Source organism: Asticcacaulis sp. (assembly GCF_035497195.1).
Taxonomy (GTDB): domain Bacteria; phylum Pseudomonadota; class Alphaproteobacteria; order Caulobacterales; family Caulobacteraceae; genus Asticcacaulis.
The window spans coordinates 176,996-201,063 of sequence record NZ_DATJDZ010000019.1 but is presented as its reverse complement, the minus strand read 5'-3'; the positions used below and the strand labels follow the sequence as shown (position 1 = coordinate 201,063).

Sequence of the window (24,068 nt, the reverse complement as noted above, 5' to 3'; positions counted from 1 at the left end):
AACCGTCATGAGCGGCTGATACTCACGCTGGATCACAGGGGAACAATCATGACCATCGACCGCCGCCGTCTTCTGCTCTCCGGCGCTTTGGCTGCCGCCCTTGGCGGCCTGCCCGCTTCGATTGCCCGTGCGCTCGATATTCCGGCCACCAGCCCGACCGGCACCCTGATGGATGTCCAGCACGTCGTCATCCTGACGCAGGAAAACCGCGCCTTCGACCACTATTTCGGCACGCTTTCGGGCGTACGCGGCTTTTCCGACCGCTTCCCGATCCCGACCGTCAACGGTACGGTCTGGTCACAGCCCGACGAGCAAGATCCCAAACACCTGATCGCGCCCTTCCCGCTCAATTCGGCGCAGGATTTCAAATACATGCGCACCGACGGCACGCCGCATACCTTCCCCGATGCGCAGGCCGCCTGGGACCTTGGCCGCATGTCCAACTGGCCGGACGCCAAGCACAATCACAGCCTGGGTTACTTTACCCGCGAGGACATTCCCTTCCAGTTCGCCCTGGCCGAAGCCTTCACCCTCTGCGACGCCTATCACTGCGCCCTGCACGCCGGCACCGATCCGAACCGCCTGTTTATCTGGACCGGCACCAATGATCCTTCCGGCGAACACCACGGCCCCGTCATTACCAACAAGTACGATACGCTGGACGCCGATCCCGATGGCCATGGCGGCTATACCTGGGTGACCTATCCGGAACGGCTGACAGCCGCCGGGGTTAGCTGGCAGATCTATCAGAATATGAAGGATAATTTCTCGGATAACCCGCTGGCCGGCTTCAAGCTTTACCGCATGGCCGACAAGTCAAAATCCGGTCCGCTGGCCGAACTGGCGGCGCGGTCTTTGCGCACCCGCGACCTCGACAAGCTGAAAGAGGATGTGCTGGCCGATAAACTGCCGCAAGTGTCGTGGGTGGTGGCGACCGAGAGCGGTTCGGAACATCCCGGCCCGTCGTCGCCGGCGCAGGGCGCGGACTATACCTCACGCGTGCTCGACGCCCTGACCGCCAATCCGGCGGTGTGGGCCAAGACCGTCTTCCTGATCAATTTCGACGAAAACGACGGCTATTTCGACCATGTGCCGCCGCCCGCGCCGCCGGCGGACGGCCTGGGCGAAAGCCAGGTCGACACCACCGGCGAATACCACAACGACAAGAAGTGGAAAAACCGCCCCTATGGCCTTGGCCCACGCGTCCCGCTTTATGTCATATCGCCGTGGAGCAAGGGCGGCTTCGTCAATTCACAGGTGTTCGATCACACCTCGGTCATCCGTTTCCTGGAGACGCGTTTCGGCGTTCATGAACCCAATATCAGTCCGTGGCGCCGCGCCGTCTGCGGTGACCTGACCAGTTGCTTCGATTTCGCCAACCCGAATAGCGAGACCTTCTTCCAGACTCTGCCGGAAACAAAGACGGCCTCCGATCGCGCCGACAAGCTGGGCCACGCCACGCCGCCGACGCCGGAGGTTCTGATGGCACCGGTTCAGGAAAAGGGTCAGCGCCCGTCAAGGCCCCTGCCCTATGCTTTGGAAGCCAACGCCACGACCAAACCCGGCTATGTCGTTCTTGACCTGGCCAATGACAGTCCGCAAACGGCGGTTGTCTTCCATATCTATGACCGGCTGGCGCTTGCGTCGCCCCCTCGCCGTTATACGGTCAAGGCCGGCGGGCAACTGACAACGCTTATTCCGGCCGGTGATGCCTATGACCTCTGGCTTTACGCCCCGAATGGCTTCCATCGCCGGTTCAGTGGTAAGGTCAGTCTGCCGATGCCTGCACAATGGCGCGGCAACCGCCTGACACTGACGAGCGATACCCCGCTGGTTCTGAGCATTCGCGACGAAGCCTATGGCCAGTCAGAACAGGCCCTCACCCTGACTGCCGGCCAGCCGCACAGCCTGTCGTTTGATCTCGCCGCCAGCGGGCAATGGTACGATATCAGCGTCTCCGGCGAGGGTTTCAGCCATCGTTTCGCCGGCCACATAGAAACCGGCCAACCATCCATGACCGATCCGGCGCTTGGCGGGCCGGCCGTCATGAAACTTGTCTGAAACCGCAAAACCGGCCAATAAGGGCGGATGACACTGATCGCCCGCCTTCGCACAATCCCCTACCTGCCGCTGCTTGCCGGACTGATGATCCTGCGGCTGATCGCGGCGGGGTGCGCCGGGCTGGTGCCGGACGAGACCTATTACTGGCTGTGGGCACAGCATCCGGCGTTCGGCTATTATGATCATCCGCCGATGGTGGCCTGGTGGATCGCGGCCATTCCAGGTCTGCCGGACATATCCGCTCTGTTTCTGCGGCTGCCGTTTGTGCTGAGTTTCGCAGGTTTAAGCTGGCTGATCTACGATACTGGCAAGACGCTTTTCAGCGAGACCGTCGCCCGCCGCGCGCTCTTATGGCTAAACGCCTGCCTGCTTTTGAGCGTCGGTTCCGTGATCGCCACACCGGACCCGCCATCGGTACTGATGTGGGCTTGCGGGCTGTGGGCCTTGGCGAAAGTACAGGCCACCGGAAAAGGCCAATGGTGGCTGGTGTTCGGCCTGTTCGCTGGCCTTGGTTTCGAAGCCAAATACACCAACCTGTTCCTTGGCCTGGGCGTGCTGGCGTGGTTCGTGCTCGATAAACCGGCGCGCAAATGGCTGCTGACACCGTGGCCGTGGCTTGGCGGCGCGGTGGCTCTGGCGGCAATGGCGCCAAACCTGATCTGGAACGCGCAGCACGGCTGGATCACCTTCGCCAAGCAGTTCGGCCGCATAGAAGGGGCGCATTTCACCGCGAAATACCTGTTGGAATTCCTGATTTCGCAGCCCCTGCTGCTCAATCCTCTGATCTTTATCTTCGTGGTGCTGGGTGTCTTCGCCTGGCGGCGGACGCGCAATAACTCAAGCCTTGCCTTGCTCATCGCCCTGCCTCTGCCGCTGATGGCCTATATGCTGGCGCATGTGTTCCATGACCGCATCCAGGGCAACTGGCCCGCGCCGGTCTATCCCGGCCTGATCCTGCTGGCGGCAGTCGGTGCGGAAGGCGGCAAGTTTGGCTGGGCGCGCAAATGGGCGGCGCCTTTGGGAATTGGCCTGAGCGCCCTGGTGCTCTTAGTCATGACGCTGGGCAGCGCCCTGCCCCAGAAAAGTGGTACGGCCGGCCTCGGTCAGGGCTGGGAGAAGCTCGCCCATGATATCCAGGCGAAGCAGACCGAGACCGGTGCAAGCTGGATCGCCACCACCGACTACAATACCCAGGGCGAACTCAGCCTGCATATACCGACAGCAACCGTCATCGGCATGGCAGAACGGGAGCGCTACGCCTGGCCGCAGCCCGCGCCGAATGACCGCGCCCTGATCGTGCTATCCGCCAAATATGTCCCGACGCTTGATACGTGCTTCACTGATCTGAGCGAGGTCGGCACGGTATCCAGATTGAAAAAGTCCGGCAAGAAGACGGATTTCCGTCTCTTTACCGGGCGTCTCAAATCGGCGACCTGCGAAGTACCGATAATCGGCAGTTAAACCAGGGTCGCATCCAGTGTGATCGGCACCGAGGACAGCGCCTTGGAGACCGGGCAATTGGCCTTGGCGCCGGCGGCGATGGCGTCGAACTGCTCTTGCGAAATACCCGGAATTTTCGCCGTCAGCTTGAGCGTAATTGCCGTGATGGCGAAGCCGCCTTCGGCCGGATCGAGCTTCACCGAGGCCTCGGTGTCGATGCTGTCGGCTGTGAAACCACCTGCTGCCAGGGCAAAAGCCAGGGCCATGGAAAAACAGCCGGAATGGGCCGCGGCGATCAGTTCTTCCGGATTGGTGCCGGCCTGGCCATCGGCGTTTTCAAATCGGAGTTTGAAGCTGTAGGGCTGGCTGTTCAGCACATGGCTCTGCGTCGTCAGCGTGCCTTCGCCCTGCTGGCCATTGCCGGCCCAATGGGCCTGTGCGGTACGGATCATGCGAAACTCTCCTTTTTGATGAAGTGAAGCTCCGGTTTTAACTCTCTTTACGCGACAACTCAATGAACGCCCGGCTTTTCATTTGTTGGACTCAGATGAAGCGCCTATGAAGGCAGCGAATATGGGGAGACGGCATATGTCACCGGATACTACGCCTGCAAAAGGCCGCTCGTTCACGCTGTTTTTGCTGATCGTGGTCTACGCGCTGAACTTCCTCGACCGGCAGATATTGAGCATCCTCAAAGAACCGATCGCCGCCGAACTGCACCTCAATGACGCGCAACTCGGCTGGATGGGCGGACTGGCTTTCGGCCTGCTCTACAGCGTGCTGGCCATACCCGTCGCCTGGTTGGCGGACCGTTATTCGCGCGTCTGGATCATGACGGCTTCTCTGGCCATCTGGTCGGGATTCACTGCGGTGTGCGGGTTGGCGGTTTCGTTTCCACAGCTATTCCTGGCGCGTATGGGCGTTGGGGTCGGCGAAGCCGGCGGCGCCCCGCCGGCCTACAGCCTGATCTCCGACATGTACCCGCCCAAGCAGCGCGCCCGCGCCCTGTCGGTCTATTCTCTGGCCATCCCCATAGGCAGCGCCGCCGGCATCCTTTTCGGCGGTCTGATGGCGGCGGCGGTCAACTGGCGCTGGGCGTTTATTGTCATCGGCGGCATCGGGGTTTTGCTGGCGCCGGCCCTGCGTCTGTTGGTGAAAGACCCGGTGCGCGGCCAGTTCGACGCCCCGCGCGCCGATCACCTCAGCCTGGCAGGCGTGGTGAAACTGGCGGCCGGCAAGCCGAGCTTCTGGCTGATATCCTTTGGCGCGTCATTCGCCTCTCTGGTCGGCTACGGCTTTCTCTACTGGTTCCCGACCTTCCTGGCGCGCTCGCTGCATATGGATATCGTCAGCCGCTCGCAGCTGTTTGCCGGCGCTTTCCTGATCAGCGGGATTATCGGCATCCTCGGCGGCGGCTTCCTGGCTGATAAACTCGGCCCTGACCGCAAGGGCGCCTATCCGCTGATCCCCGCCATCGCCTTTGTGCTCTCCGCGCCGCTCTACGCCCTGTGCGTCATGGCCAAGACGCCTCATGCAGCGTTTTTCCTCATCCTGATACCACAGGCGCTCGGCCTGATGTGGTTCGGCCCTTTGGTGACGGCGGTTCAGCACCTGGCGCCGGCGTCGTCGCGCGCCCTGATGGCGGCGCTGTTCCTGCTGATCACCAACCTGATCGGCCTGAGCGCCGGGCCTTACTTTTTCGGCAAGGTGTCGGACCTGCTCAAGCCGGAATATGGCGCGGAGTCGATCAAATGGGCCTTCGTCATCGGTCTCGGCTTCTATCTGGTGGCCGCGGCTCTGCTCTTCCTGGCCTCGAAAACAATCCGGAAAGACTGGGTAGATTAAGGTTTATCTGCGGACCCCTAAATTCGCCTGACCGGCTGGCGCAGGATGGTTCGCAGTTTCAAAGGGTCGGTTTTGCGCGCATCACTGAGATAGATTTCATGATGCTTGCCGGTCTCAACCAAACCATTGGCCGGCAACCACACCTCATGCAGGCGTTTCAAGGTCGGCCCCTCGTCATCGAACGGCCCGACATGCAGGATCTGCGCGCTCAAGCCTTCCTCCAGCCGTTCCAGCCGCACCTTTTCCAGTCCCGGAAAGCCCTTCTTCATCACCACTTCGCTGAGGGCAGCGCACAGATGCCCCTTCTCGATCCAGTCCGGTTGCAGGATCATCATGGTCCATGACCATTTCGACTTTTCGCGCGTGGCGAAGGTCTTCATGTCGTTCGCCCACCACAGGCCTTCGAGTGGGCCTACGACATAATCACGGTCAAACGCCCGCTTGCTCATGAATTTCAGGGTATATGACAGCGAATAGAGCGCCTCGATGGCCTGCTGGTATTCCGGCGCAGTATTCGGGTCGCCCTTGCCGTCGAACATCAGGTATTGCAGCGGCGGCACCTCGACCAGGGTAAATTCCTTAACTGACGCGCTATAAAGCGGCTTATAGGCCACTTTCAGATCGATCTTGCTCAATTCAACCTCCTGTTTCCCATACTCTATGCCGCGGCGACGCCAGAAACTGCCAGCAGGCTTTAACCGCATATTTTGACTCTGACAGCTTTTGCGTTAACCTTCATTAACCAATGTCTGGTGGGGGATATCGGATGCGGATCATCAAGCGTGTTATATACGGCTGCTCTGTCCTGGGCTTCACGGCCCTGTCTTCAGCCGCCAGCGCCATGAGCGGCTATAATGACTGCGATTTCTCCGACCTCCACCGCTTTGAAACGCCTGGCCTGAACTTCACCATCGGCAAGATATCGAAGGCCGCGCCCTTCAAACCGGCGGCGCTGTTTGAAGCCGGGGCGCCGTGCGTCGGGCTTGAACCAACGATGTGCGCCGGTCCCGCCACTGATATGATCGCCAAAAACCAGTCGATTGCCGTCGCCTTCACGCGCGGTACTTCCGCCTGCGTTGTTTTTCAGCAGGGCGACGCCTTGCGCTCCGGCTGGATCGACAAGGTTCGCATCAATACCAAAAAGGCCAAGCCCTCCGCTTTCGCCAACTGGCAAGGGGTCTGGCACGCGGATGAAAACCGCACCAAGGCCGATATCACCATCATGAGCGTGGCGGCCTTCGCCGGCAGGTATCAGGCGCAGCAGGCCCATCCGGAGCCGGAATCGATCTACGCGCTCCTGAGCTATGATCCCGCCAAACGCGAGGTCGTGACGCCGCAAAGCGTCGGCCTGACCGGCTACTCTGCCTATAGTTTCGATACCCTAGGCGGCACCGATACGCATCTCGGCATGTTCACCGCCACCACGGCTTTCAGCGGCCCGGTACTGGTCTATGACGAAGCCGCCGAAGATCGCCATGAAGACCGTGAGACCGATTGCCTGGTGGTCATGCTGAACTTCGGGGACAGCCTCGCCGTTACCGACCAGGGCCGGTGCGGCGGCGAAAGCGTGCGCTTCAACGGCACATTCAAGCGGACAAAAGCAACATACCGCTAGGCAACATTGGGACGCTCTGTTAAAGCCAGAGCCATGTTGATGTCAGGGCCTTACACCATACGAATTTGACGCCCGGTACGCGGCCCTGCGCCCGTGCCGGGAGGTTTTCCTTGCGCCCTATTACAGACACCTTTTTATAAGACCTGAGAGTCATGTCCGATCCCTATACCCAGCCTGCCCCCGTCGCGCGCGACTACCGCGAGACCGTCTTCCTGCCCGAAACCGATTTCCCCATGCGCGCCGGCCTGCCCAAGGCCGAGCCTGAACTGCTGAAAAAGTGGGAAGAGGCCGACCTCTACCACGCCGTGCGCAAGGCGCGTCAGGCCGCGGGCGCCCCGCTGTTCGTGCTGCATGACGGCCCGCCCTATGCCAACGGCAATATCCATATCGGTCATGCCCTCAACAAGATCCTGAAGGATTTCGTCGTCCGCTCGAAATTCCTGACCGGCCATGATGTCGATTATGTGCCGGGCTGGGATTGCCACGGCCTGCCGATCGAATGGAAGATCGAAGAAGAGTTTCGCGCCAAGGGCCGCAAGAAGGACGAGGTGCCCGCCGCAGAGTTCCGCAAGGCCTGTCGTGAATACGCCGCCAAATGGATCGAGAGCCAGCGCGAGGAATTCAAGCGCCTGGGCGTACTCGGCGAATGGCAAAATCGCTATGCCACAATGGATTTCTCGACCGAAGCCAAGGTGACCAGCGAATTCCACAAGTTCCTGATGTCCGGTCAGCTCTATCGCGGCTCCAAGCCTGTGATGTGGTCTCCGGTTGAGCGTACCGCCCTGGCCGATGCCGAGATCGAATACCACCCGCACACCAGCCCGACCATCTGGGTCAGGTTCCCGATCCAGCCCGGCGACTGGGGCGACGCCAGCGAGGCCTTTGAGCACCTGCAAGGCGCCTCGGTCGTTATCTGGACGACGACGCCGTGGACCATCCCCGCCAATCGTGCGGTCAGTTTCAATCCGAAAATCGATTACTTCGTTTATGAAGTGACCGATGTAAGGTCCGAAGAAGACTTGGGGTTTGCTCCTTGGGTTAAGGTCGGCGACAAGCTTCTCCTCGCCGAAAAGCTGGCCGAAGGCGTTTTGCAGGCGGCCAACGCGAAGGCGTGGAAACAAGTCATTGATGTGCCCGCCGAAGTGCTGACCGGCCTCAAGCTGTCGCACCCCTTAGCCGCCCTCGATGCCGGCTATGGTTTCGACGTGCCGATGCTGGCCGGCGACCACGTTACCGACGACGCCGGCACCGGCTTTGTCCATACCGCGCCCGGCCACGGCGCCGACGATTACCTCGTCTGGCTGAAATCGGGCCGCTCGCTCGATTCGATCCCCGATACGGTCGATCCCGATGGCGCCTATTACCCGACGGTGCCGCTGTTCGCCGGCCTCAAGGTGCTGGAAACCGAAGGCAAGAAGGCCGGCAAGTTCGGCGACGCCAATCCGGCGGTCATGAACAAGCTGATCGAGGCCGGCAATTTGCTGGCGCGCGGCCGGGTCGAGCACGCCTATCCACATTCGTGGCGCTCCAAGGCGCCGGTCATCTTCCGCAATACGCCACAGTGGTTCATCCGCATGGATGGCGACGAGTCCTTGCGAGATAAAGCGATGGCGGCCATCGCCGATACGGACTTCTATCCCGACCAGGGCCGCAACCGCATCGGCGGCATGGTCGAGACGCGGCCTGACTGGCTGATCAGCCGCCAGCGCAACTGGGGCACGCCCCTGGCCATGTTCGTCGATAAAAAGTCAGGCGAGCCGCTGCGCGACGAAGCCGTCAATGAACGCATCGTCAAGATGATCGCTGATGGCGGCGCCGATGCCTGGTTCACCCGCCCCGACGCTGACTTCCTCGGCAATGGCTATAATCCGGATGACTACGAGAAGGTCACCGACATTCTCGACGTCTGGTTCGATTCCGGCTGCACCCACGCCTTTACACTGGAAGACCGCGCCGACACGCACTGGCCGGCCGATCTCTATCTCGAAGGGTCCGACCAGCATCGCGGCTGGTTCCAGTCGTCCCTGCTGGAAAGCTGCGGCACGCGCGGCCGTGCACCTTATAATGCCGTCCTGACCCACGGCTTCGTGCTCGACGAACAGGGTGAGAAGATGTCGAAATCCAAGGGCAATGTCGTGGCCCCTCAGGATATCGCCAAAGAGTCAGGAGTCGAGATCCTGCGCCTGTGGGTGGCCTTCGCCGACTATTCCGAAGACCTGCGCATCGGCAAGCAGATCATCCAGACCACGGTCGACGCCTATCGCAAGCTGCGCAACACCGTGCGCTATCTGCTGGGCGCGCTCAACGGCTACACAGACGCTGAAGCGGTCGATTACGCCGACATGCCGTCGCTGGAGCGTTATATCCTCAACGAGGTCTATACGCTCGACGCAAAAGTGCGCGCCGCCTATGAGGTCTATGATTTCGCCGGTGTTGTTCGCCCGGTCGCCGATTTCTGCATCCAGACGCTTTCCGCGCTTTATTTCGATATCCGCAAGGACAGCCTCTATTGCGACTCGCCGTCGTCGCTCAAGCGCCGCGCCTGCCGCACGGTGATGAATATCCTGTTCGAGCGCATCAGCCTGTGGCTGGCGCCGATCCTGACCTTCACCACCGAAGAAGCCTGGACCTCGCGCGGCAATGAAACGGCAAACCTGTTCCGTGTGCTGGATGATGTGCCGGCCGAATGGCATAATCTCGCCGAACACGACCGCTGGCAGAAGATTGAGAGCGTGCTGTCGGTCGTTACCGCCGCCCTCGAAGAAAAACGCCGCGACAAGGTGATTGGCTCGGCGCTTGAGGCCGCCCCGACCGTCCATATCGCCGACGGCGCTATCTGGGAAGCCATGCAGGGAATCGACGCCGCCGAGGTCTTCCGCACCTCGCAGGCCACTTTAAGCCTCGATCCGGCGCCGGGCGATTCTTTCAAGCTGGAAGGATTAGCCATGATCGCCGTGGTCTTCGCACAGGCCGATGGTCGTAAATGTGCTCGCTCGTGGCGCATCCTGCCCGAAGTGGGCAGCGATCCGCGTTATCCCGACCTATCCCTGCGCGACGCCGAAGCGGTCGCCGCCTATGATGAAACCCATGACACCGCCTTGGCCGGATAAGCAGATGAATTCCTTTGGCGACAAGCTGCGCGCGCATTTCACACCTCTTCACACTTCGCTTGGCCTCAAGGGGCTGGGGCTGGCGGTCATTATCCTGGTGTTCGACCAACTCACCAAGCTGGGCGTGTTGTACGGATTAAATCTTCAGGCCATCGGCGATCAGGTCAATATTTTGCCCTTCTTTTCGCTCACCATGGTCCATAATCAAGGCATCAGCTTCGGTCTTCTCACTTCGGGAGGCCTCGGCCGATGGCTGTTGGTGTTGTTTCAGTTCGGCATGGCCCTGGCCCTGGTGGACTATGTGCGGACGCAGACGAACGCCTGGCTGACCTTCAGCCTCGGTTTGATCATCGGCGGCGCCATTGGCAACGGCATCGACCGGTTTCGGCTGGGCTATGTCGTCGATTTTCTCGACTTTTCGGGGACGCATGTGTTCCCGTGGGTCTTTAATGTCGCCGACAGCGCCATCTGTATCGGGGTCGCCCTGCTGGTCTGGTATTTCATCCGCGCCGACCTGACGGCCAAACGCAAGGATGTTGCTTAAGCTTAACGCTTGGCAGTTCCGTATAAAACAAGTATCACTTCCACGGTTCGGCGTGGTTAAAACACCGAATGGGGACATTGGAGCAGATGATGAAGTCGGTTAAGATTGCGGCGGGTCTATTGATCGTGGCGGGTGTCGCCCTTTCGGGTTGCCAGTCCACCAAGAACGCGCTGGGCCTGAACAAGGTCGTGCCTGATGAATTCCGCGTGGTCACCAAGGCGCCGCTCGTCGTGCCGCCCGATTACGCCCTGCGCCCACCCGCGCCCGGCGAACCGCGTCCGCAGGAACTGCAACCGGAAAGCGCCGCGCGCCAGGCCCTGCTCGGTCAGCGCGACGCCACCAACCGGTCGGCGGGTGAAGCGGCGCTGGTCGCCAAAATGGGCGCCGCAAAGGCCGATCCGCTGGCCCGTTATGTGGTTGACGATGAATTCGGCGACCTGTCCTACAAGGAACCGTCCTTCGCCGACAAGGTGATGTTCTGGAAGAAGCCGGCGGAGGCTTCGGCTGCCGCCACGGCTGCCAACGCCAATGCCGTCGCCGGCAATACACCCGTGCCGGTAGACGCCGCCTCTGAGCAGGCCCGCCTCAAGGCCCTCGTCGGCGACCAGCCGATCATCATTACGCAAAAGCCGGACCGCAAGTTCAAGCTGCCCGGCCTGTAAACACAGCCTGTAGGTTACCGATAATTTACTTGTGAGATCAGTTGAAAAGGCGTTCCTTCGGAGCGCCTTTTTCTTTGACCATTTTCTGGGGCTAAAATCAGGAGACACATCATGGTATCGCAGCGTATCCTCTGTCTGGCTATGGCGCTCTCGCTGAGCGGGCCTTCCCAAGTCTTATTGGCCTCAACCGCCTGGGCCGCCGAAGCCCCCGAATGCGCCGCCAGCGCCCCTCTCGATACCCGCATCGAGGCTGTACTGGCAAAGACTGACCGCCCCGAGACACAGCGCGCCAATGATGCCCTGCGCCTGAGCGAAACGCGTTTTGTGCTCGATCATATAAAACCCGGTGATCATGTGCTCGATATGGGTGCCGGCGGTGGCTATGCCTCTTATCTGTTGTCGGCGGCGGTTTGCACCGGCAGCGTCGATTCGCAGAATCCGCCGAAGTGGGTTGAGGCCTTCAAGATGGAACCGGCCCGCCAGGCCCTCACCGCCGCCCGGCCGAACGTCCATCTGGTGACGTCGGACTTCGCCAAACTGCCGCCCCCCGCCGCGCCCTATGACGCCATCTTTATCGGCACAGTTTACCACGACACCTATAATGAGGACGGCCATGACGCCGTGGCGATGGACAAGGCCCTGCTGGCGGCTTTGAAACCCGGCGGGCTGGTCATCCTGACCGACCACAGAACGGTGGATGGCGCGGGTGCGTCGGCGACCAATACGCTGCACCGCATCGACAAGGCGCAGGTGCTGAGCGATTTCAAGGCCGCCGGTTTTGAACTGGTCGAGGACAGTGATGTGCTGGCCAATCCGGCGGACGATCACTCGAAAAACGTGTTCGATCCGGCGATCCGTGGCCACACCGACCGCATGGCTTTGGTGTTCCGCCGGCCGCTCTAAGCGTTAAGAGGATCACGGAAACGCAGTTCGGCGTAGCCAAAGGCACGGAAGGTGTTTGTTGTATCAATCCCGCCCGAAGGGCTTTCATTTGCAAGTGCTGAAACACATGAGAAATGAAGGCGCTTCGCGCGGGAGACATCACGCAAAGAATTCCGTGTGGTTCCGTCTTTTTCCGCGCCTGTCCGTGATCTGCTTTTAACGAAGCAAGACACAAACACCGACTCCGGCTATAAAAGCCCGATGTCAAATATTCAGCGCCTCCCCCAGGATACCATCAATCGCATTGCCGCCGGTGAAGTCGTCGAGCGGCCGGCTTCGGCCGTCAAGGAACTGGTGGAAAATGCCATCGACGCCGGCGCGACCCAGATCGATATCCGCGCCGACCTCGGCGGGCTGTCGCGCATCCTGATCGAGGACAATGGTTCCGGCATGGGCGCCGATGACCTGCAGCTGGCTATCGAGCGCCACGCCACCTCCAAGCTCAAGCCGCAGGCCGACGGCTCCTGGGACCTGCTGCATATCAAGACGCTGGGGTTCCGCGGCGAGGCCCTGCCCTCGATGGGATCGGTGGCGCGGCTCAACATCACTTCCAAGCCACGCGACGAGAGCGCGCTCAATATCCGCGTCGATGGTGGCGCCATTGCGCCCGTCCGCCCGGCGGCCTTTGGCGGCGAGCACGGCACCCGCATCGAACTGACCGACCTGTTCTACGCCACGCCCGCCCGGCTGAAATTCATGAAATCCGAGCGCTCTGAGAACATGGCGATCGCCGAAGAGGTCAAGCGTCAGGCCATGGCGCATGAAAATGTCGGCTTCACGCTCGAACTCGACGGCAAGAAACAACTGAAACTCTACGCCGAACAGGCCGGCTTCGAGGGTCGTCTGCACCGCCTCTCCGCCCTGCTGGGGGCCGATTTTTCCGAAAATTCCCTGCTGATCGACCAGGGCCGCGAAGGCGTCCATCTGACGGGCTATGCCGGCCTGCCGACCTTCTCGCGCGGCAATGCGGCGCACCAGTACCTGTTCGTCAACAACCGCCCGGTGCGCGACAAGCTGCTGGCCGGGGCGTTACGCGCCGCCTATGCCGATTTCCTGGCGCGCGACCGCCATCCGCTGGCCGCCCTGTTTGTCGAGATCGACCCGCAGGAACTCGATGTCAATGTCCACCCCGCCAAGACCGAGGTGCGGTTCCGCGATCCGAACCTGGTGCGCGGCCTGATTATCGGCGCCCTGAAACACGCCCTGGCCTCGGCCGGACACCGCGCCGCGACGACCGTGGCGCACCAGACGATCGGCGCCTTCCGCACCGATATTCAGCCCCTTCTCGGCCTGAACCGCCCGTATAATCCGGTGTCGGCGTCGCAGATTGCCGCGGTGCGGCCTTACATGTCGCCCTATATGCCGGAACCGGCGCCATTTTCCCCGACCGCGCGAGTCGAACATGAGCCGGAACCTTTTTACGGTGATTATCAAGGTGTGGCCGAAGCCTACGCACCCGATGCGATGGATATGCCGGTCGAGGTTCAAGCCCCCACCCAGGCCGAAGCCTTCCCGCTTGGCGCGGCGCGGGCGCAGATCCACGAGACCTATGTCATCGCCCAGACGGCGGATGGACTGGTGATCGTTGATCAGCACGCCGCCCATGAGCGCCTGGTCTATGAGCAGATGAAGGTGGCGATGGCCACCGGCCATGTGCAGAGCCAGAGCCTGCTGATTCCGGAAATCGTCGACCTGGAGCGCGAGGAGGTCAGCCGGCTGATGACCCGCCGTGAGGACCTGTTGCTGATGGGACTGGGCGTTGAAGCCTTCGGCCCGACCAGTGTGCTGGTGCGCGATATCCCTACCCTGCTCGGCGATTGCGATATCGCCGGCCTGGTGCGCGATCTGGTCGATGACCTGACCGAGCACGGCGAACTGCTGGCCCTGAAAGAGCGCATGGCGGAAATCTGTGGGGATCACGCCTGCCGGCACAGTGTCCGTTCCGGTCGCCGCCTGACCGGTGACGAAATGAACGCGCTGCTGCGCCAGATGGAGGCCACACCGCATTCCGGCCAATGCAATCATGGCCGCCCGACCTATGTCGAACTGAAGCTCAAGGATATCGAAAAGCTGTTTGGGCGACGTTAAAAACGACCACCGGGGCGCCGCGATCCTGTCGCGCGCCCCGGCAATGCCCCGCCCTTTGGACGAAAAATGAGCAATAAAAAACCTGCAACCGTTGGATTGCAGATCTCGGAAAAGCTTAGTGCGTCAGGTTCAGGATGATCAGGCCGAGGCCCATGACCACGCCCCAGACCTGAACGCTCAGGCCAGCCACCAGAAGCAGTTTCAGGCCATCAGAACGGCGCTTCGAGACGCGCGGACTTACAGCTTGTGCAGTTTGAATTTCCATCACTTGACCCCTAATTTTAGTAATAGTCTGCCCAGGCTTTCAGCAATTCTTGTGCCTCGTTGTACGGGCCGGTTTGCTGTTCACGCCTTGTTAATGACATATTGGGGATAAGAGTTAAGACCCGTCAATAGATAATTTTTAACGCTGCGTTAAATATACCACTTCCGTGTTCTTTATGGATTTTTTATTTAATTAAATCTGCACCTTACGGATTAAAAATTTTTTGTTGCAGAAACAAAACCTGCGCCGCGCCGTAAGTTTTGACGTTGATTTTTTGCCACACACCTGTGACAAAATCATCCTCATCAGCGGCGCGCTCAAAGACGATTATGGCGTTTTCGGACAACCAGTTACCGCTGATAAGCCCATCCAAAGCCTTCTCTCCCAAGCCTTTGCGATAAGGCGGGTCGAGAAAAACCAGGTCGAAAACCTCGGCTTGCGAGCCGGGTCTCAGCCCAAGCTGGGCCGCGTCCCGTCTGTGGACACGGGTTGTGCCAAAAAGACCGAATGTTTCCACATTGTCCCGGATCGCGCCACGCGCCGCCTCGTCGGTTTCGACGAACAGGCAGAAGCCCGCCCCGCGCGACATCGCCTCGAAACCGAGCGCGCCCGAACCGGCGAAGACATCCATGACGCGCGCACCTTCGAGGGTGGGCGCCCAGTCGGCATGGGCCAGGATATTGAAAATGGCTTCGCGGGCGCGGTCGGAGGTCGGACGGGTGTTTTGCCCGTCCGGTGTTACGAGGGCGCGGCCCTTGAATTTACCACCAACGATCCGCACCGCCTCAGCCTTTAGCTGTCACGACGGGGCTTGAACGGCGGTCGGGCCGCATTCGGCTTGCCACCCGGACGCGGCGCGCCAGAGGGACGGCCGCCGGACGGACGATCACCGGAAGGTCTGGCACCAGTGGGGCGGTCACCGCGAGGCGCACCTTTGAAGCCGCCGCCTGCCGGGCGATCCGGGCGCGGACGGTCGGACTTGAAGCCACCACCGGCCGGACGCGGTTTGTCGCCGTAGGACTTGCGTTCGCCACCGCCCGCCCCATCACGAGACGCGTAAGGCTTCTTGAACGCCGGACGATCTCCGGCCGGCCGCTGTTCGCTGCCCTCACGGTTGGGCTTCATGTAGGAGCGGCGTTCGCCACCTTCCGCGCCTTCACGGGCGGCATAGGGTTTCTTGAACGCGGGACGGTCGCCCGTGGGACGATCGCCATAGTCGCGCTTCGGACGATCACTATAGGACCGTTCACCGCCACCGGCATTATCGCGCGAAGCGTAGGGCTTCTTGAAAGCCGGACGCTCCGGACGATCGCCATAAGGCTTGCGCTCGGCGCCTTCCGGACGCGGCGTCATGGCTTTCTTTTCGCCGCCTGCACCACCGAACTCCCGCTTGGCGCGTTCATAAGCACCGGCTTCACCCGCCGGGGCACTATCGCGCGCCGCATAAGGCTTCTTGAAAGCCGGACGACCACCTTGAGGCCCATCTTGACGAGAATTGGCGCCGTAATCGCGCTTCGGACGATCATAAGACCGTTCACCACCGGCGTTATCGCGGGCAGCATAGGGCTTCTTGAAAGCGGGGCGGTCCCCTTGCGGACGATCGCCAAAGTCGCGTTTCGGGCGATCCCCATAAGACTTGTGCTCGGCGCCCTCGGCACGTGGCTTCCATTCTCTGGGTTTATCGCCGAATGGCTTCCTGTCGCCGTATTCACGGCTTGGTGCGGGGGCCGGACGGCGATCGCGGGCCTCGCCGTCGCCTTCAAAGCGCGGACGTTCATCGAAATCACGTTCCTTGAAATCGCGCTTTTCAAACTCGGTGCGCGGCTTCCATTCCCCAGCCTTATCACCAAACTTCTTGTCACCGAACTTTTTGGCGCCAAAGGCCGGCTTATCACCGAAAGCCTTCTTCTCGAAACGATCGCCACCACCGCGACGACCGGCGGGCGTGCCGCCTTCGCTGCTGTAGCGGGGCATGGGGGCGTTACGGGTCTGCGAAGCGCCTTCCGGCGGCAGGTTGCGCAACTGGATGACTTCGCCCAGCAGTTCGCGGATGACGCGCGGACCGATTTCCTCGACCTCGCCCGGCTCCAGATTGCCAAGCTGGAACGGCCCGTAGGCCAGGCGGATCAGGCGATTGACCTTCAGGCCGATCGATTCCAGCACCTTGCGGACTTCACGGTTCTTGCCTTCGGTGATCGAGACGGTGATCCAGACATTGGCGCGGCCATCAGCCTTTTCGGCCAGCTTGTCGAGCGTGGCTTCCATTGGCCCGTAAATGACGCCTTCAACCGTGGTGCCGTCCTTCAGGGCGTCGAGACGCGCCTGCGTGGTGTGCCCCAGGGCACGGGCGCGATAACGGCGCACCCAGCCGGCGGAGGGCAGTTCGAGGGCGCGGGCCAGTTCGCCGTCATTGGTCAGCAGCAGCAGGCCTTCGGAATTGAGATCAAGGCGGCCGACCTTAAGCACGCGCGGCAGGTCCGCCGGCAGCTTGTCGAAAACGGTGGGGCGGCCGGAGGGATCGCGTTCGGTGGTCACGAGGCCGACGGGCTTGTGATAGCGCCACAGGCGGGTGGGCTCGGCCTTGCCGACCACCTGGCCATCGACGGTGATAATGTCCGTCGCCTTGACCAGCACCGCAGGGGTTTCGAGGATGCGACCATTGACGGCGATCTTGCCGAGGCCGATCAGGCGCTCGATTTCGCGGCGCGAAGCCAGGCCGGCGCGCGCCAGCACCTTGGCGATGCGCTCGCCGGTGCCGAGCTTGTCGTCTTTCTTAGGGGCCTTCTTCGGCCGCTCCGGCTTCTTGCCCAGGGCGTCCTTGGCGTCGCGCATTTCCTGCGGCATGTAGCGGTGACCGTCGGCGATCTCCTGCAATTCCCTGGCGGCCTGAATTTCCTGCGGAGTCAGTTCGCGCGGGGCTTCAGGTTCGTTCTGGTCTTCGTTACGCTCTCCAGCGTTACTGTCTTGGGTCACGGTATATCTTTCTAAATTTGCTTGACGCCCGCACAGAGGCCCGTCTTTAAGTCCTTATGGAAGACGATATTGACTTGATGCACAAGGCGCTGGAAAAAGCGCGCGAGGCGGCCTTGTCCGGTGAGGTGCCGATTGGCGCTTTAATCTACGATCCGTCAAGTAAAACTGTTGTAACAAGTGCGGGAAATGCGCCGATTTCGTTACATGACGCCACGGCGCACGCCGAAATACGCGCTTTACGGGCCGCCGGTGAGCAACTCGGGAATTACCGGCTGACGGATCTTTGGTTATACGTGACGTTAGAGCCTTGCGCCATGTGCGCCGGCGCCATCAGCCACGCGCGCATTGGCCGGGTCATCTATGGCGCGCCCGATCCGAAGGGCGGCGCGATCGCACACGGACCGAAATTCTTCGCCCAGCTGACCTGTCACTGGAAGCCGGAGGTTATCGCCGGTGTACTGGCGGAAGAGAGTTCGGCTATGTTGAAATCATTTTTCAAGGCGCGCCGGCGCAAGGGAGTCACGGATGACGGGCAATAACTTCAATTTTGGCGCGGCCCAGCCCTTCATCGACGAGGCGGTGCGCAAAGGCGGCACGCTCTGGGCGAAGCTCGGCGAGCACCCCGACATGATGGCCAATATCGGTTGGGCGGCGGCGATCTTCGCCATTACCCTGATCCTTTCGGGCATGGCGTCCGATGCGGTCAAACGCACCTCGCGCCGGCTGGTGCACAGGGATAACGATCGCACCTTGCTGGAATTTCTCTCGCAGGTGATCCGCTGGCTGATCCTGGCGGTCGGGCTGGTGGCGGTGCTCAATCGGCTGGGCGTTCAGACCGCTTCCCTGCTCACTGTGCTCGGCGCGGCGTCTCTCGCCATCGGCCTGGCCTTGCAGGGGACGCTCGGCAATGTGGCGGCAGGCCTGATGATCCTGTTCAACAAGCCCTACCGCATCGGCGATACCGTCCATATCGGCGAAGTGAAGGGCACGGTGCATCGCCTGGGCCTGTTCGCCACCGAGGTGAACGACTCCGACAATAATCGGGTATTCATCCCCAACACCAAGGCCTTCAGCAACGAAATCTACAATATCACCACCAATTCGGCCGTGAAGATCGAGGTATTGGTTGGCGTCGCCTATGATACCGATCTGAACAAGGCGCTCGATATCCTGCGCGATGTCGCCGTGAAACAGCCTGAGCGGCTGAGCACGCATGAGCCTGTTATCGGCCTGACCGAATTTGGCCCCAGCGCCATCACGGCGCGAATATCCCTATGGGTGATGCCATCGCACGGCAACAGCGCCCGCACCGGCCTGATGATTGACATCAAGAAAGCCTTCGATGAAGCAGGGATCGAAATCCCCTATCCGCATCAGGTGAGCGTCAATAAGTAAGGGGGGTCAGGCCAGTCCCTTGCGGCCGATATCGTAAAAACGCTGCGCGCGCTGCTCGACCAGTTGATCGGCGGACAGGAAGCTCAGCGCCTGCAATTCCTGCTCCAGCACGTCGCCAAGTGTTTCGATCATAGCTTCCGGATTGGAATGGGCGCCGCCGGCCGGTTCCTCGATGATGCGGTCGACAATGCCCATCTTGAGCAGGTCGGGCGCGGTGATCTTCATCTGCTCGGCGGCGTCCTTGGCGCGAGACCCATCGTGCCACAGAATCGAGGCCGCGCCTTCTGGCGAAATAACCGAATAGATGGAGTGTTCGAGAATCAGCACGCGATTGGCGGCCGCCAGAGCGATGGCGCCGCCGGAGCCACCTTCACCGGAAACCGTGGCGATCATAGGCACTTTCAGGGTCAGGCCCTTTTCGGTCGAACGGGCGATGGCCTCGGCCTGGCCGCGTTCTTCCGCACCGATGCCGGGATAGGCGCCGGCGGTATCGACAAAGGTCAGGACCGGCAGGCCGAACTGCTCGGCCATCTCCATCAGGCGCACCGCCTTGCGGTAGCCTTCGGGACGGGCCATGCCAAAATTATGCTTGAGACGCGTGGTGGTGTCGAAACCTTTTTCATGGCCCATGACCACGACCGATTGCCCACGGAACCGGCCAAGGCCGCCGACGATCGCCTGATCATCACCGAACTTGCGGTCACCGCGCAGTTCAACGAAGTCCTCGATCAGGCCGCTGATATAATCGACCAGATGTGGACGCTGCGGATGACGGGCGACCATGGTCTTCTGCCACGGATCAAGGCGGGAGTAGGTTTCGCGGCGCAGAACTTCGGTGCGCTGGCGCAGGGCCTGCACCTCGACATCGAGATTCGCGCCCCCGCTTTGCGACAAGGTGGAAAGCTCCTCGATCTTGGCTTCCAGGTCCGCGATCGGACGTTCGAATTCGAGATAATGTCGCATCAGGTCGCTCTTGAATGCCCCAAGTGAACGCGCGAGGCGTTAAAAACCAATATCGAATAAGGGAGACTACCCTTAAAGGCCATACCTTTAGAAGAATGGCCGTTTAACAGCAAGTCGGGATCCGTCAAAGGGGATTTTTAGGACGGCCCCGCCCTGACGCCAGCGGGTGATGGCTTTCCACCACTTCCCGCAGGCGTTCACCGGCAATATGGGTATATATTTGGGTGGTAGAGATATCGGCATGGCCAAGCAAGGTCTGGACGGTGCGCAGGTCGGCGCCGCCTTCCAGCAGGTGAGTCGCAAAGGCGTGGCGCAGGACGTGCGGCGACACCCGCGCCGGATCGATGCCGGCATTGAGCGCCGCCTCATCGAGCAGTTGCCCGACACGCCGACGCGTCAAATGCCCCTCGGCGCCGCGTGACGCGAAGAGGAACGGATTGTTCTTGTCGCCCGCCGGCAGGAAAGCCGGGCGAATTTCGAGATATTCCCTGATCGCCGCGCGCGCCGGGTGATTGAGCGGCACAAGCCGTTCGACGCCGCCCTTGCCCTTGATGATCAGGAAGGCCGGATCGCGCTGGACGGCATCCAGCCGCAGGCCGACCAGTTCGGAAATGCGCATCCCTGAGGCGTAGGCCATCTCGATCAGACATTCCAGCCGGACGGCCTGATGCGGGTTCTTTTCCGCGCAGGCGGCAATCAGCGAATCGACCTCGTCGCGGGACAGGATTTTTGGCAGGGTCAGGCCTTTTTTGGCGGCGGCGATCTTGCGGCTGGGGTCGGCGCCGGCCAGGTTTTCCGCCACGCAAAAACGGTAAAATTGCCGGACGGCCGAGCGTTTGCGTTGCGTGGTGGCCGGCGACAGGCCACGCTCATTCAGGCGTGTGAAATAGCTCGCCAGATCGGATTCCGCCAAATCGAGAAGGCCGGAAGCGGTCACCTGGAGGGTATCCGCCAGATCATCCAGGTCGCGGCCATAGGCTTCCAGCGTCGGCTTCGCGGCATTACGCTCGACAGCCATCATTTGCAGGAACTGTTTTACAGGATCGAATCTATTACTCATAAGGTTAACTCTGGCAAAGTCCCCCTAATATCGTGTAAAGCAGGCGCATGACCGCCGAGCCTGAGCCTTCCGCATCTGAAACCCCAGTACCAGGGTCCCCAGTGCGCCCCGTCTTTACCCTGCCGAAAACCGTCGCGCTTGTCGGCCTGATGGGCGTGGGCAAGACCACCATAGGCCGCCGCCTGGCCGACCATTTCGGCCTGCCCTTTGTCGATGCCGATGAGGAGATCGAAAAAGCCGCCGGCATGACCATAGCCGACATCTTCGCCAACTACGGCGAAAAAGGCTTTCGTGACGGCGAACAGCGCGTCATCGCCCGCCTGCTCGAAGGCGAACCGCGCATCCTGGCCACCGGCGGCGGCGCGCTCATGCACCCCCTCACCCGCGAAAACCTCAAGGCGAAAGCCATTACCCTGTGGCTGAAATCCGATATCAGGGTGCTGGCCAAACGCGTCGCCAACCGCCCTCACCGCCCCTTGCTCAAAGACCGGAACCCGATCGAAGTGCTCAAAGAACACGTCAAAACCCGTTATCCCCTGTATGAAATCGCCGACATCACCGTCGATACCGGCGACCAGTCGCACGTCAAGGCGCTCGACCAGGTGCTGGTCGCCCTGCACGCCCATATTACAGGTGGCAAATGAGCACTATAAAGCGCATCCCGGTTTCCGGACACGGCTTCAAAGCCTATGACGTCATTGTCGGGCAAGGCCTTTTGACCGAGGCCGAAAAGTGGGTCGGCCCGTTCCTGACCAACAAGCGCGTAGTGATGGTCACCGACTCGAATGTCGGTCCGCTCCATGCCGATCGCATCCTTAAGCAGTTCGAGACCGCCGGTCACAAGACGCACAAGATCGTCGTGCCGGCCGGCGAGGAAAGCAAATCCTATGACGGCCTGAAATTCGTCGTCGACGCGCTGCTCGATTGCGGCCTCGACCGTAAGGACGTGGTCATAGCGCTCGGCGGCGGCGTCATAGGCGACCTGACCGGCTTCGCCTGCGCCATCTATATGCGCGGCATCGACTTTATCCAGATCCCCACCACCGTTCTGGCGCAGGTCGATTCCTCGGTCGGCGGCAAGACGGCCATCGACCACGAAAAGGGCAAGAACCTGATCGGCGCCTTCTGGCAGCCGCGCCTGGTGCTGTGCGATCTCGACGTCCTCAAGACCCTGCCGGCGCGTGAAATCCGCTGCGGTTACGCCGAGATCATCAAGTACGGCCTGCTTGGCGACAAGGCGTTTTTCGAGTGGCTGGAAGCCAATGACGACAAGGTGCTGGCGCTCGAACCCGAAGCCACCCTTCACGCCGTCGCCCGTTCGGTTGAAATGAAGGCCGAGATTGTCGCCGCCGACGAACGCGAGGGTGGCCAACGCGCCCTGCTCAACCTTGGCCACACCTTCGGCCATGCGCTCGAAGCCGAGGTCGGTTTCGGTGATGCGCTTCTCCACGGTGAGGCCGTCGCCATTGGCATGGCGCAGGCCTTCCGCTACAGCGCGCTAAACGGCGAATGTACCGAAGAGGACTCTGAGCGCGCCGTGGCGGCCATTGCCCACTCAGGCCTGCCGACGCGCATGGGCGACATCCGCCAGACGCCATTCGACGCCGAACGCCTGATCACCCATATGGGCCATGACAAGAAGGCCGAGGGTGGCACGCTCACCTTCGTTCTGGTCGGCGGTATCGGCCGGGCCTTCGTCGCCAAGAAGGTGCCTGCTGAATCCATTGCCGAATTCCTGATCATGGACGGCGCTGTTTCCTCACAGGTTGCCGTTTAAAAGGCCATACCCATGCTGATCGCCTCCCTGCTCGCCCTGATCCCGATCCTGTTCGTTATCCTGGGGGTATCGGCCCTGTTCAGCGCCGGCGAAACCTCCCTGACGGCCGCCTCGCGCGGGCGGATGCACCAGCTTGAACGCGACGGCAACAAGGCCGCCAAACGCGTCAACAAGCTGCTGACCAATCAGGAAAAGATGATCGGCGCGATCCTGCTGTTGCAAAACGTGCTCAATATCGGCGCGGCGGCCCTGGCCACCATCTCGATTGATCGCGCCATTCCCGGTCCGTGGGGCGCCGCCATCTCGACCGGCGTCATGACCATACTCGTGCTGGTCTTCGCCGAAGTCCTGCCGAAAACGCTGGCCATCATGCGGCCTGATGACACGGCGCGCTTCATGTCTCGGCCCGTCATGTGGATCGTCATCGCCTTTGGGCCGGTTATCAATGCCGTGCAATGGTTCGTCCGCGCCGTGCTGGGCCTGTTCGGCGTCAAGCTGTCGATGGAGGTCGACGTGCTGGCGGCGCATGAGGAAATCCGCGGTGCTGTCGAATACCATCACGATGAAGGCGCGGTCAAAAGCGACGACCGCAACATGTTCCGTGGCGTGCTCGATCTCGCCGACCTCGATGTCAGCCAGATCATGGTTCACCGCAAGCAGATCGACATGATCGACGCCGGCCTGCCGATGGCCGAGATCATCGAGGCGGCGCTGAGCTTCAGCCACACCCGTATTCCGCTCTACAAGGACAATACCGAGAACATCATCGGCGTGCTCCATGCCCGCGACCTGATGGCGGCGGTGATCCGCGCCAAGGGTGATGTCAAAAGCGTCGACGTCATGGCCATTGTCCGCGAACCGTGGTTCATCCCCGACACCAGCAATCTGAAGTATCAACTGGCGGCCTTCCTCAAGAAGAAGGCCCACTTCGCCCTGGTGGTCGATGAGTATGGCGCCTTGCAGGGGCTGGTGACGCTTGAGGACATTCTGGAAGAGATCGTCGGCGAAATCGACGACGAGCATGACGCCGTGCTGACGGCTTTGCGCAGGCAATCCGACGGCTCGATCCATGTCGATGGCGACCTGGCCATCCGTGACCTCAACCGCACGATGGACTGGGAACTGCCGGACGAAGATGCGGTCACCATCGCCGGTTTGGTGATCCACGAGGCCCGCACCATACCGGAGCCTGGCCAGACCTTCATCTTCTACGGCCGCAAGTTCCAGATCATGCGCAAGCAGCGCAACCAGATCACGGCGATCAAGATTTCACCGGTTTAGACAACAAAATACCGCCGGATCGCTCCGGCGGCATTTCATTTTCACGA

At 61.2% G+C, this 24,068-nt stretch carries 21 protein-coding genes; 14 read left to right on the top strand and 7 right to left on the bottom strand.

The annotated features are described in order from the left end of the window. Positions 1–48: 48 nt before the first annotated feature. Together VL130_RS11840 and VL130_RS11835 are read left to right on the top strand one after the other, a co-directional pair. Positions 49–2,061 carry a phosphocholine-specific phospholipase C gene (locus VL130_RS11840; protein ID WP_325363126.1) on the top strand — a complete coding sequence of 671 codons (2,013 nt, stop codon included), beginning with the start codon at positions 49–51 and terminating at the stop codon, positions 2,059–2,061. Between the two features lie 27 nt (positions 2,062–2,088). Then, on the top strand, positions 2,089–3,522 hold the full coding sequence (locus VL130_RS11835; RefSeq protein WP_325363125.1) for an ArnT family glycosyltransferase: 1,434 nt from the start codon (positions 2,089–2,091) through the stop codon (positions 3,520–3,522). On the opposite strand, the gene VL130_RS11830 is transcribed toward VL130_RS11835, so the two are convergent. Continuing rightward, the gene (locus VL130_RS11830) at positions 3,519–3,953 is read right to left on the bottom strand and encodes an OsmC family protein (protein WP_325363124.1); all 435 of its coding nucleotides are present in this window, start codon (positions 3,951–3,953) and stop codon (positions 3,519–3,521) included. The genes VL130_RS11835 and VL130_RS11830 overlap by 4 nt on opposite strands. A 136-nt stretch (positions 3,954–4,089) precedes the next feature. Here VL130_RS11830 and VL130_RS11825 point away from each other — a divergent pair, with 136 nt between their 5' ends. Further along, positions 4,090–5,346 (top strand): MFS transporter, encoded by a 1,257-nt coding sequence (locus VL130_RS11825; RefSeq protein WP_325363123.1) that lies wholly within the window; start codon positions 4,090–4,092, stop codon positions 5,344–5,346. A 17-nt stretch (positions 5,347–5,363) separates the two neighbouring features. Here VL130_RS11825 and VL130_RS11820 read toward each other — a convergent pair whose 3' ends face one another. Beyond that, entirely contained in the window at positions 5,364–5,981 is a 618-nt protein-coding gene (locus tag VL130_RS11820; protein ID WP_325363122.1) for a GyrI-like domain-containing protein, read from the bottom strand. A 131-nt stretch (positions 5,982–6,112) separates the two neighbouring features. Here VL130_RS11820 and VL130_RS11815 point away from each other — a divergent pair, with 131 nt between their 5' ends. The 6 genes from VL130_RS11815 (at position 6,113) to mutL (ending at position 14,307) form a co-directional block, all read left to right on the top strand. Beyond that, entirely contained in the window at positions 6,113–6,961 is an 849-nt protein-coding gene (locus VL130_RS11815) for a hypothetical protein (RefSeq protein WP_325363121.1), read from the top strand. 152 nt (positions 6,962–7,113) lie between these two features. Next, complete coding sequence (gene ileS, locus VL130_RS11810; protein WP_325363120.1) at positions 7,114–10,071, top strand: isoleucine--tRNA ligase; 2,958 nt, start codon at positions 7,114–7,116, stop codon at positions 10,069–10,071. After that, positions 10,049–10,615, top strand: coding sequence for a signal peptidase II (lspA, locus tag VL130_RS11805; RefSeq protein WP_325363119.1), 567 nt, complete (start codon positions 10,049–10,051; stop codon positions 10,613–10,615). The genes ileS and lspA overlap by 23 nt, the downstream gene beginning before the upstream one ends. An 89-nt stretch (positions 10,616–10,704) precedes the next feature. Then, positions 10,705–11,277, top strand: a complete 573-nt coding sequence (locus tag VL130_RS11800; RefSeq protein ID WP_325363118.1) for a DUF3035 domain-containing protein — start codon at positions 10,705–10,707, stop codon at positions 11,275–11,277. Positions 11,278–11,388: 111 nt separating this feature from the next. Then, positions 11,389–12,180: a methyltransferase gene (locus tag VL130_RS11795; protein WP_325363117.1), complete on the top strand. Its 792-nt coding sequence runs from the start codon at positions 11,389–11,391 to the stop codon at positions 12,178–12,180. Between the two features lie 240 nt (positions 12,181–12,420). Beyond that, a complete protein-coding gene (gene mutL / locus VL130_RS11790) occupies positions 12,421–14,307 on the top strand; it encodes a DNA mismatch repair endonuclease MutL (protein WP_325363116.1) in 1,887 nt (628 codons plus the stop codon). A gap of 115 nt (positions 14,308–14,422) precedes the next feature. Here the strand turns inward: mutL and VL130_RS11785 are convergent, their stop codons facing one another. The 3 genes from VL130_RS11785 to VL130_RS11775 form a co-directional block, all read right to left on the bottom strand. Further along, positions 14,423–14,572, bottom strand: coding sequence for a hypothetical protein (locus VL130_RS11785; RefSeq protein ID WP_325363115.1), 150 nt, complete (start codon positions 14,570–14,572; stop codon positions 14,423–14,425). 205 nt (positions 14,573–14,777) lie between these two features. After that, positions 14,778–15,353 carry a 16S rRNA (guanine(966)-N(2))-methyltransferase RsmD gene (gene rsmD, locus VL130_RS11780; RefSeq protein ID WP_325363114.1) on the bottom strand — a complete coding sequence of 192 codons (576 nt, stop codon included), beginning with the start codon at positions 15,351–15,353 and terminating at the stop codon, positions 14,778–14,780. A gap of 11 nt (positions 15,354–15,364) precedes the next feature. Then, positions 15,365–17,545, bottom strand: a complete 2,181-nt coding sequence (locus tag VL130_RS11775) for a pseudouridine synthase (protein ID WP_325363113.1) — start codon at positions 17,543–17,545, stop codon at positions 15,365–15,367. 56 nt (positions 17,546–17,601) lie between these two features. Between VL130_RS11775 and VL130_RS11770 the strand changes: the two genes are divergently transcribed. Together VL130_RS11770 and VL130_RS11765 are read left to right on the top strand one after the other, a co-directional pair. After that, positions 17,602–18,084 carry a nucleoside deaminase gene (locus VL130_RS11770; protein ID WP_325363112.1) on the top strand — a complete coding sequence of 161 codons (483 nt, stop codon included), beginning with the start codon at positions 17,602–17,604 and terminating at the stop codon, positions 18,082–18,084. Then, positions 18,071–18,940, top strand: a complete 870-nt coding sequence (locus VL130_RS11765) for a mechanosensitive ion channel family protein (protein ID WP_325363111.1) — start codon at positions 18,071–18,073, stop codon at positions 18,938–18,940. Before VL130_RS11770 ends, VL130_RS11765 begins: the two co-directional genes overlap by 14 nt. 6 nt (positions 18,941–18,946) lie before the next feature. Here the strand turns inward: VL130_RS11765 and VL130_RS11760 are convergent, their stop codons facing one another. Together VL130_RS11760 and VL130_RS11755 are read right to left on the bottom strand one after the other, a co-directional pair. Next, positions 18,947–19,906, bottom strand: a complete 960-nt coding sequence (locus VL130_RS11760; protein WP_325363413.1) for an acetyl-CoA carboxylase carboxyltransferase subunit alpha — start codon at positions 19,904–19,906, stop codon at positions 18,947–18,949. A 121-nt stretch (positions 19,907–20,027) separates the two neighbouring features. Further along, positions 20,028–20,963 (bottom strand): site-specific tyrosine recombinase XerD, encoded by a 936-nt coding sequence (locus tag VL130_RS11755; protein ID WP_325363110.1) that lies wholly within the window; start codon positions 20,961–20,963, stop codon positions 20,028–20,030. A 47-nt stretch (positions 20,964–21,010) separates the two neighbouring features. Between VL130_RS11755 and VL130_RS11750 the strand changes: the two genes are divergently transcribed. The 3 genes from VL130_RS11750 to VL130_RS11740 are packed head-to-tail and all read left to right on the top strand — an operon-like array spanning position 21,011 to position 24,021. Continuing rightward, a complete protein-coding gene (locus VL130_RS11750; protein WP_325363109.1) occupies positions 21,011–21,607 on the top strand; it encodes a shikimate kinase in 597 nt (198 codons plus the stop codon). Next, positions 21,604–22,740, top strand: a complete 1,137-nt coding sequence (aroB, locus tag VL130_RS11745; RefSeq protein ID WP_325363108.1) for a 3-dehydroquinate synthase — start codon at positions 21,604–21,606, stop codon at positions 22,738–22,740. Before VL130_RS11750 ends, aroB begins: the two co-directional genes overlap by 4 nt. 12 nt (positions 22,741–22,752) lie before the next feature. Further along, the gene (locus tag VL130_RS11740; protein WP_325363107.1) at positions 22,753–24,021 is read left to right on the top strand and encodes an HlyC/CorC family transporter; all 1,269 of its coding nucleotides are present in this window, start codon (positions 22,753–22,755) and stop codon (positions 24,019–24,021) included. Positions 24,022–24,068 lie beyond the last annotated feature (47 nt).

Bases quoted from the DNA above. Each gene is read 5' to 3' on its own strand.
- VL130_RS11840 (WP_325363126.1), top strand. From the start codon at position 49: ATGACCATCGACCGCCGCCGTCTTCTGCTCTCCGGCGCTTTGGCTGCC.
- VL130_RS11835 (WP_325363125.1), top strand. From the start codon at position 2,089: ATGACACTGATCGCCCGCCTTCGCACAATCCCCTACCTGCCGCTGCTT.
- VL130_RS11830 (WP_325363124.1), bottom strand. From the start codon at position 3,953: ATGATCCGTACCGCACAGGCCCATTGGGCCGGCAATGGCCAGCAGGGC.
- VL130_RS11825 (WP_325363123.1), top strand. From the start codon at position 4,090: ATGTCACCGGATACTACGCCTGCAAAAGGCCGCTCGTTCACGCTGTTT.
- VL130_RS11815 (WP_325363121.1), top strand. From the start codon at position 6,113: ATGCGGATCATCAAGCGTGTTATATACGGCTGCTCTGTCCTGGGCTTC.
- ileS (WP_325363120.1), top strand. From the start codon at position 7,114: ATGTCCGATCCCTATACCCAGCCTGCCCCCGTCGCGCGCGACTACCGC.
- lspA (WP_325363119.1), top strand. From the start codon at position 10,049: ATGACACCGCCTTGGCCGGATAAGCAGATGAATTCCTTTGGCGACAAG.
- VL130_RS11800 (WP_325363118.1), top strand. From the start codon at position 10,705: ATGAAGTCGGTTAAGATTGCGGCGGGTCTATTGATCGTGGCGGGTGTC.
- VL130_RS11795 (WP_325363117.1), top strand. From the start codon at position 11,389: ATGGTATCGCAGCGTATCCTCTGTCTGGCTATGGCGCTCTCGCTGAGC.
- mutL (WP_325363116.1), top strand. From the start codon at position 12,421: ATGTCAAATATTCAGCGCCTCCCCCAGGATACCATCAATCGCATTGCC.
- VL130_RS11785 (WP_325363115.1), bottom strand. From the start codon at position 14,572: ATGGAAATTCAAACTGCACAAGCTGTAAGTCCGCGCGTCTCGAAGCGC.
- VL130_RS11770 (WP_325363112.1), top strand. From the start codon at position 17,602: ATGGAAGACGATATTGACTTGATGCACAAGGCGCTGGAAAAAGCGCGC.
- VL130_RS11765 (WP_325363111.1), top strand. From the start codon at position 18,071: ATGACGGGCAATAACTTCAATTTTGGCGCGGCCCAGCCCTTCATCGAC.
- VL130_RS11755 (WP_325363110.1), bottom strand. From the start codon at position 20,963: ATGAGTAATAGATTCGATCCTGTAAAACAGTTCCTGCAAATGATGGCT.
- VL130_RS11750 (WP_325363109.1), top strand. From the start codon at position 21,011: ATGACCGCCGAGCCTGAGCCTTCCGCATCTGAAACCCCAGTACCAGGG.
- aroB (WP_325363108.1), top strand. From the start codon at position 21,604: ATGAGCACTATAAAGCGCATCCCGGTTTCCGGACACGGCTTCAAAGCC.
- VL130_RS11740 (WP_325363107.1), top strand. From the start codon at position 22,753: ATGCTGATCGCCTCCCTGCTCGCCCTGATCCCGATCCTGTTCGTTATC.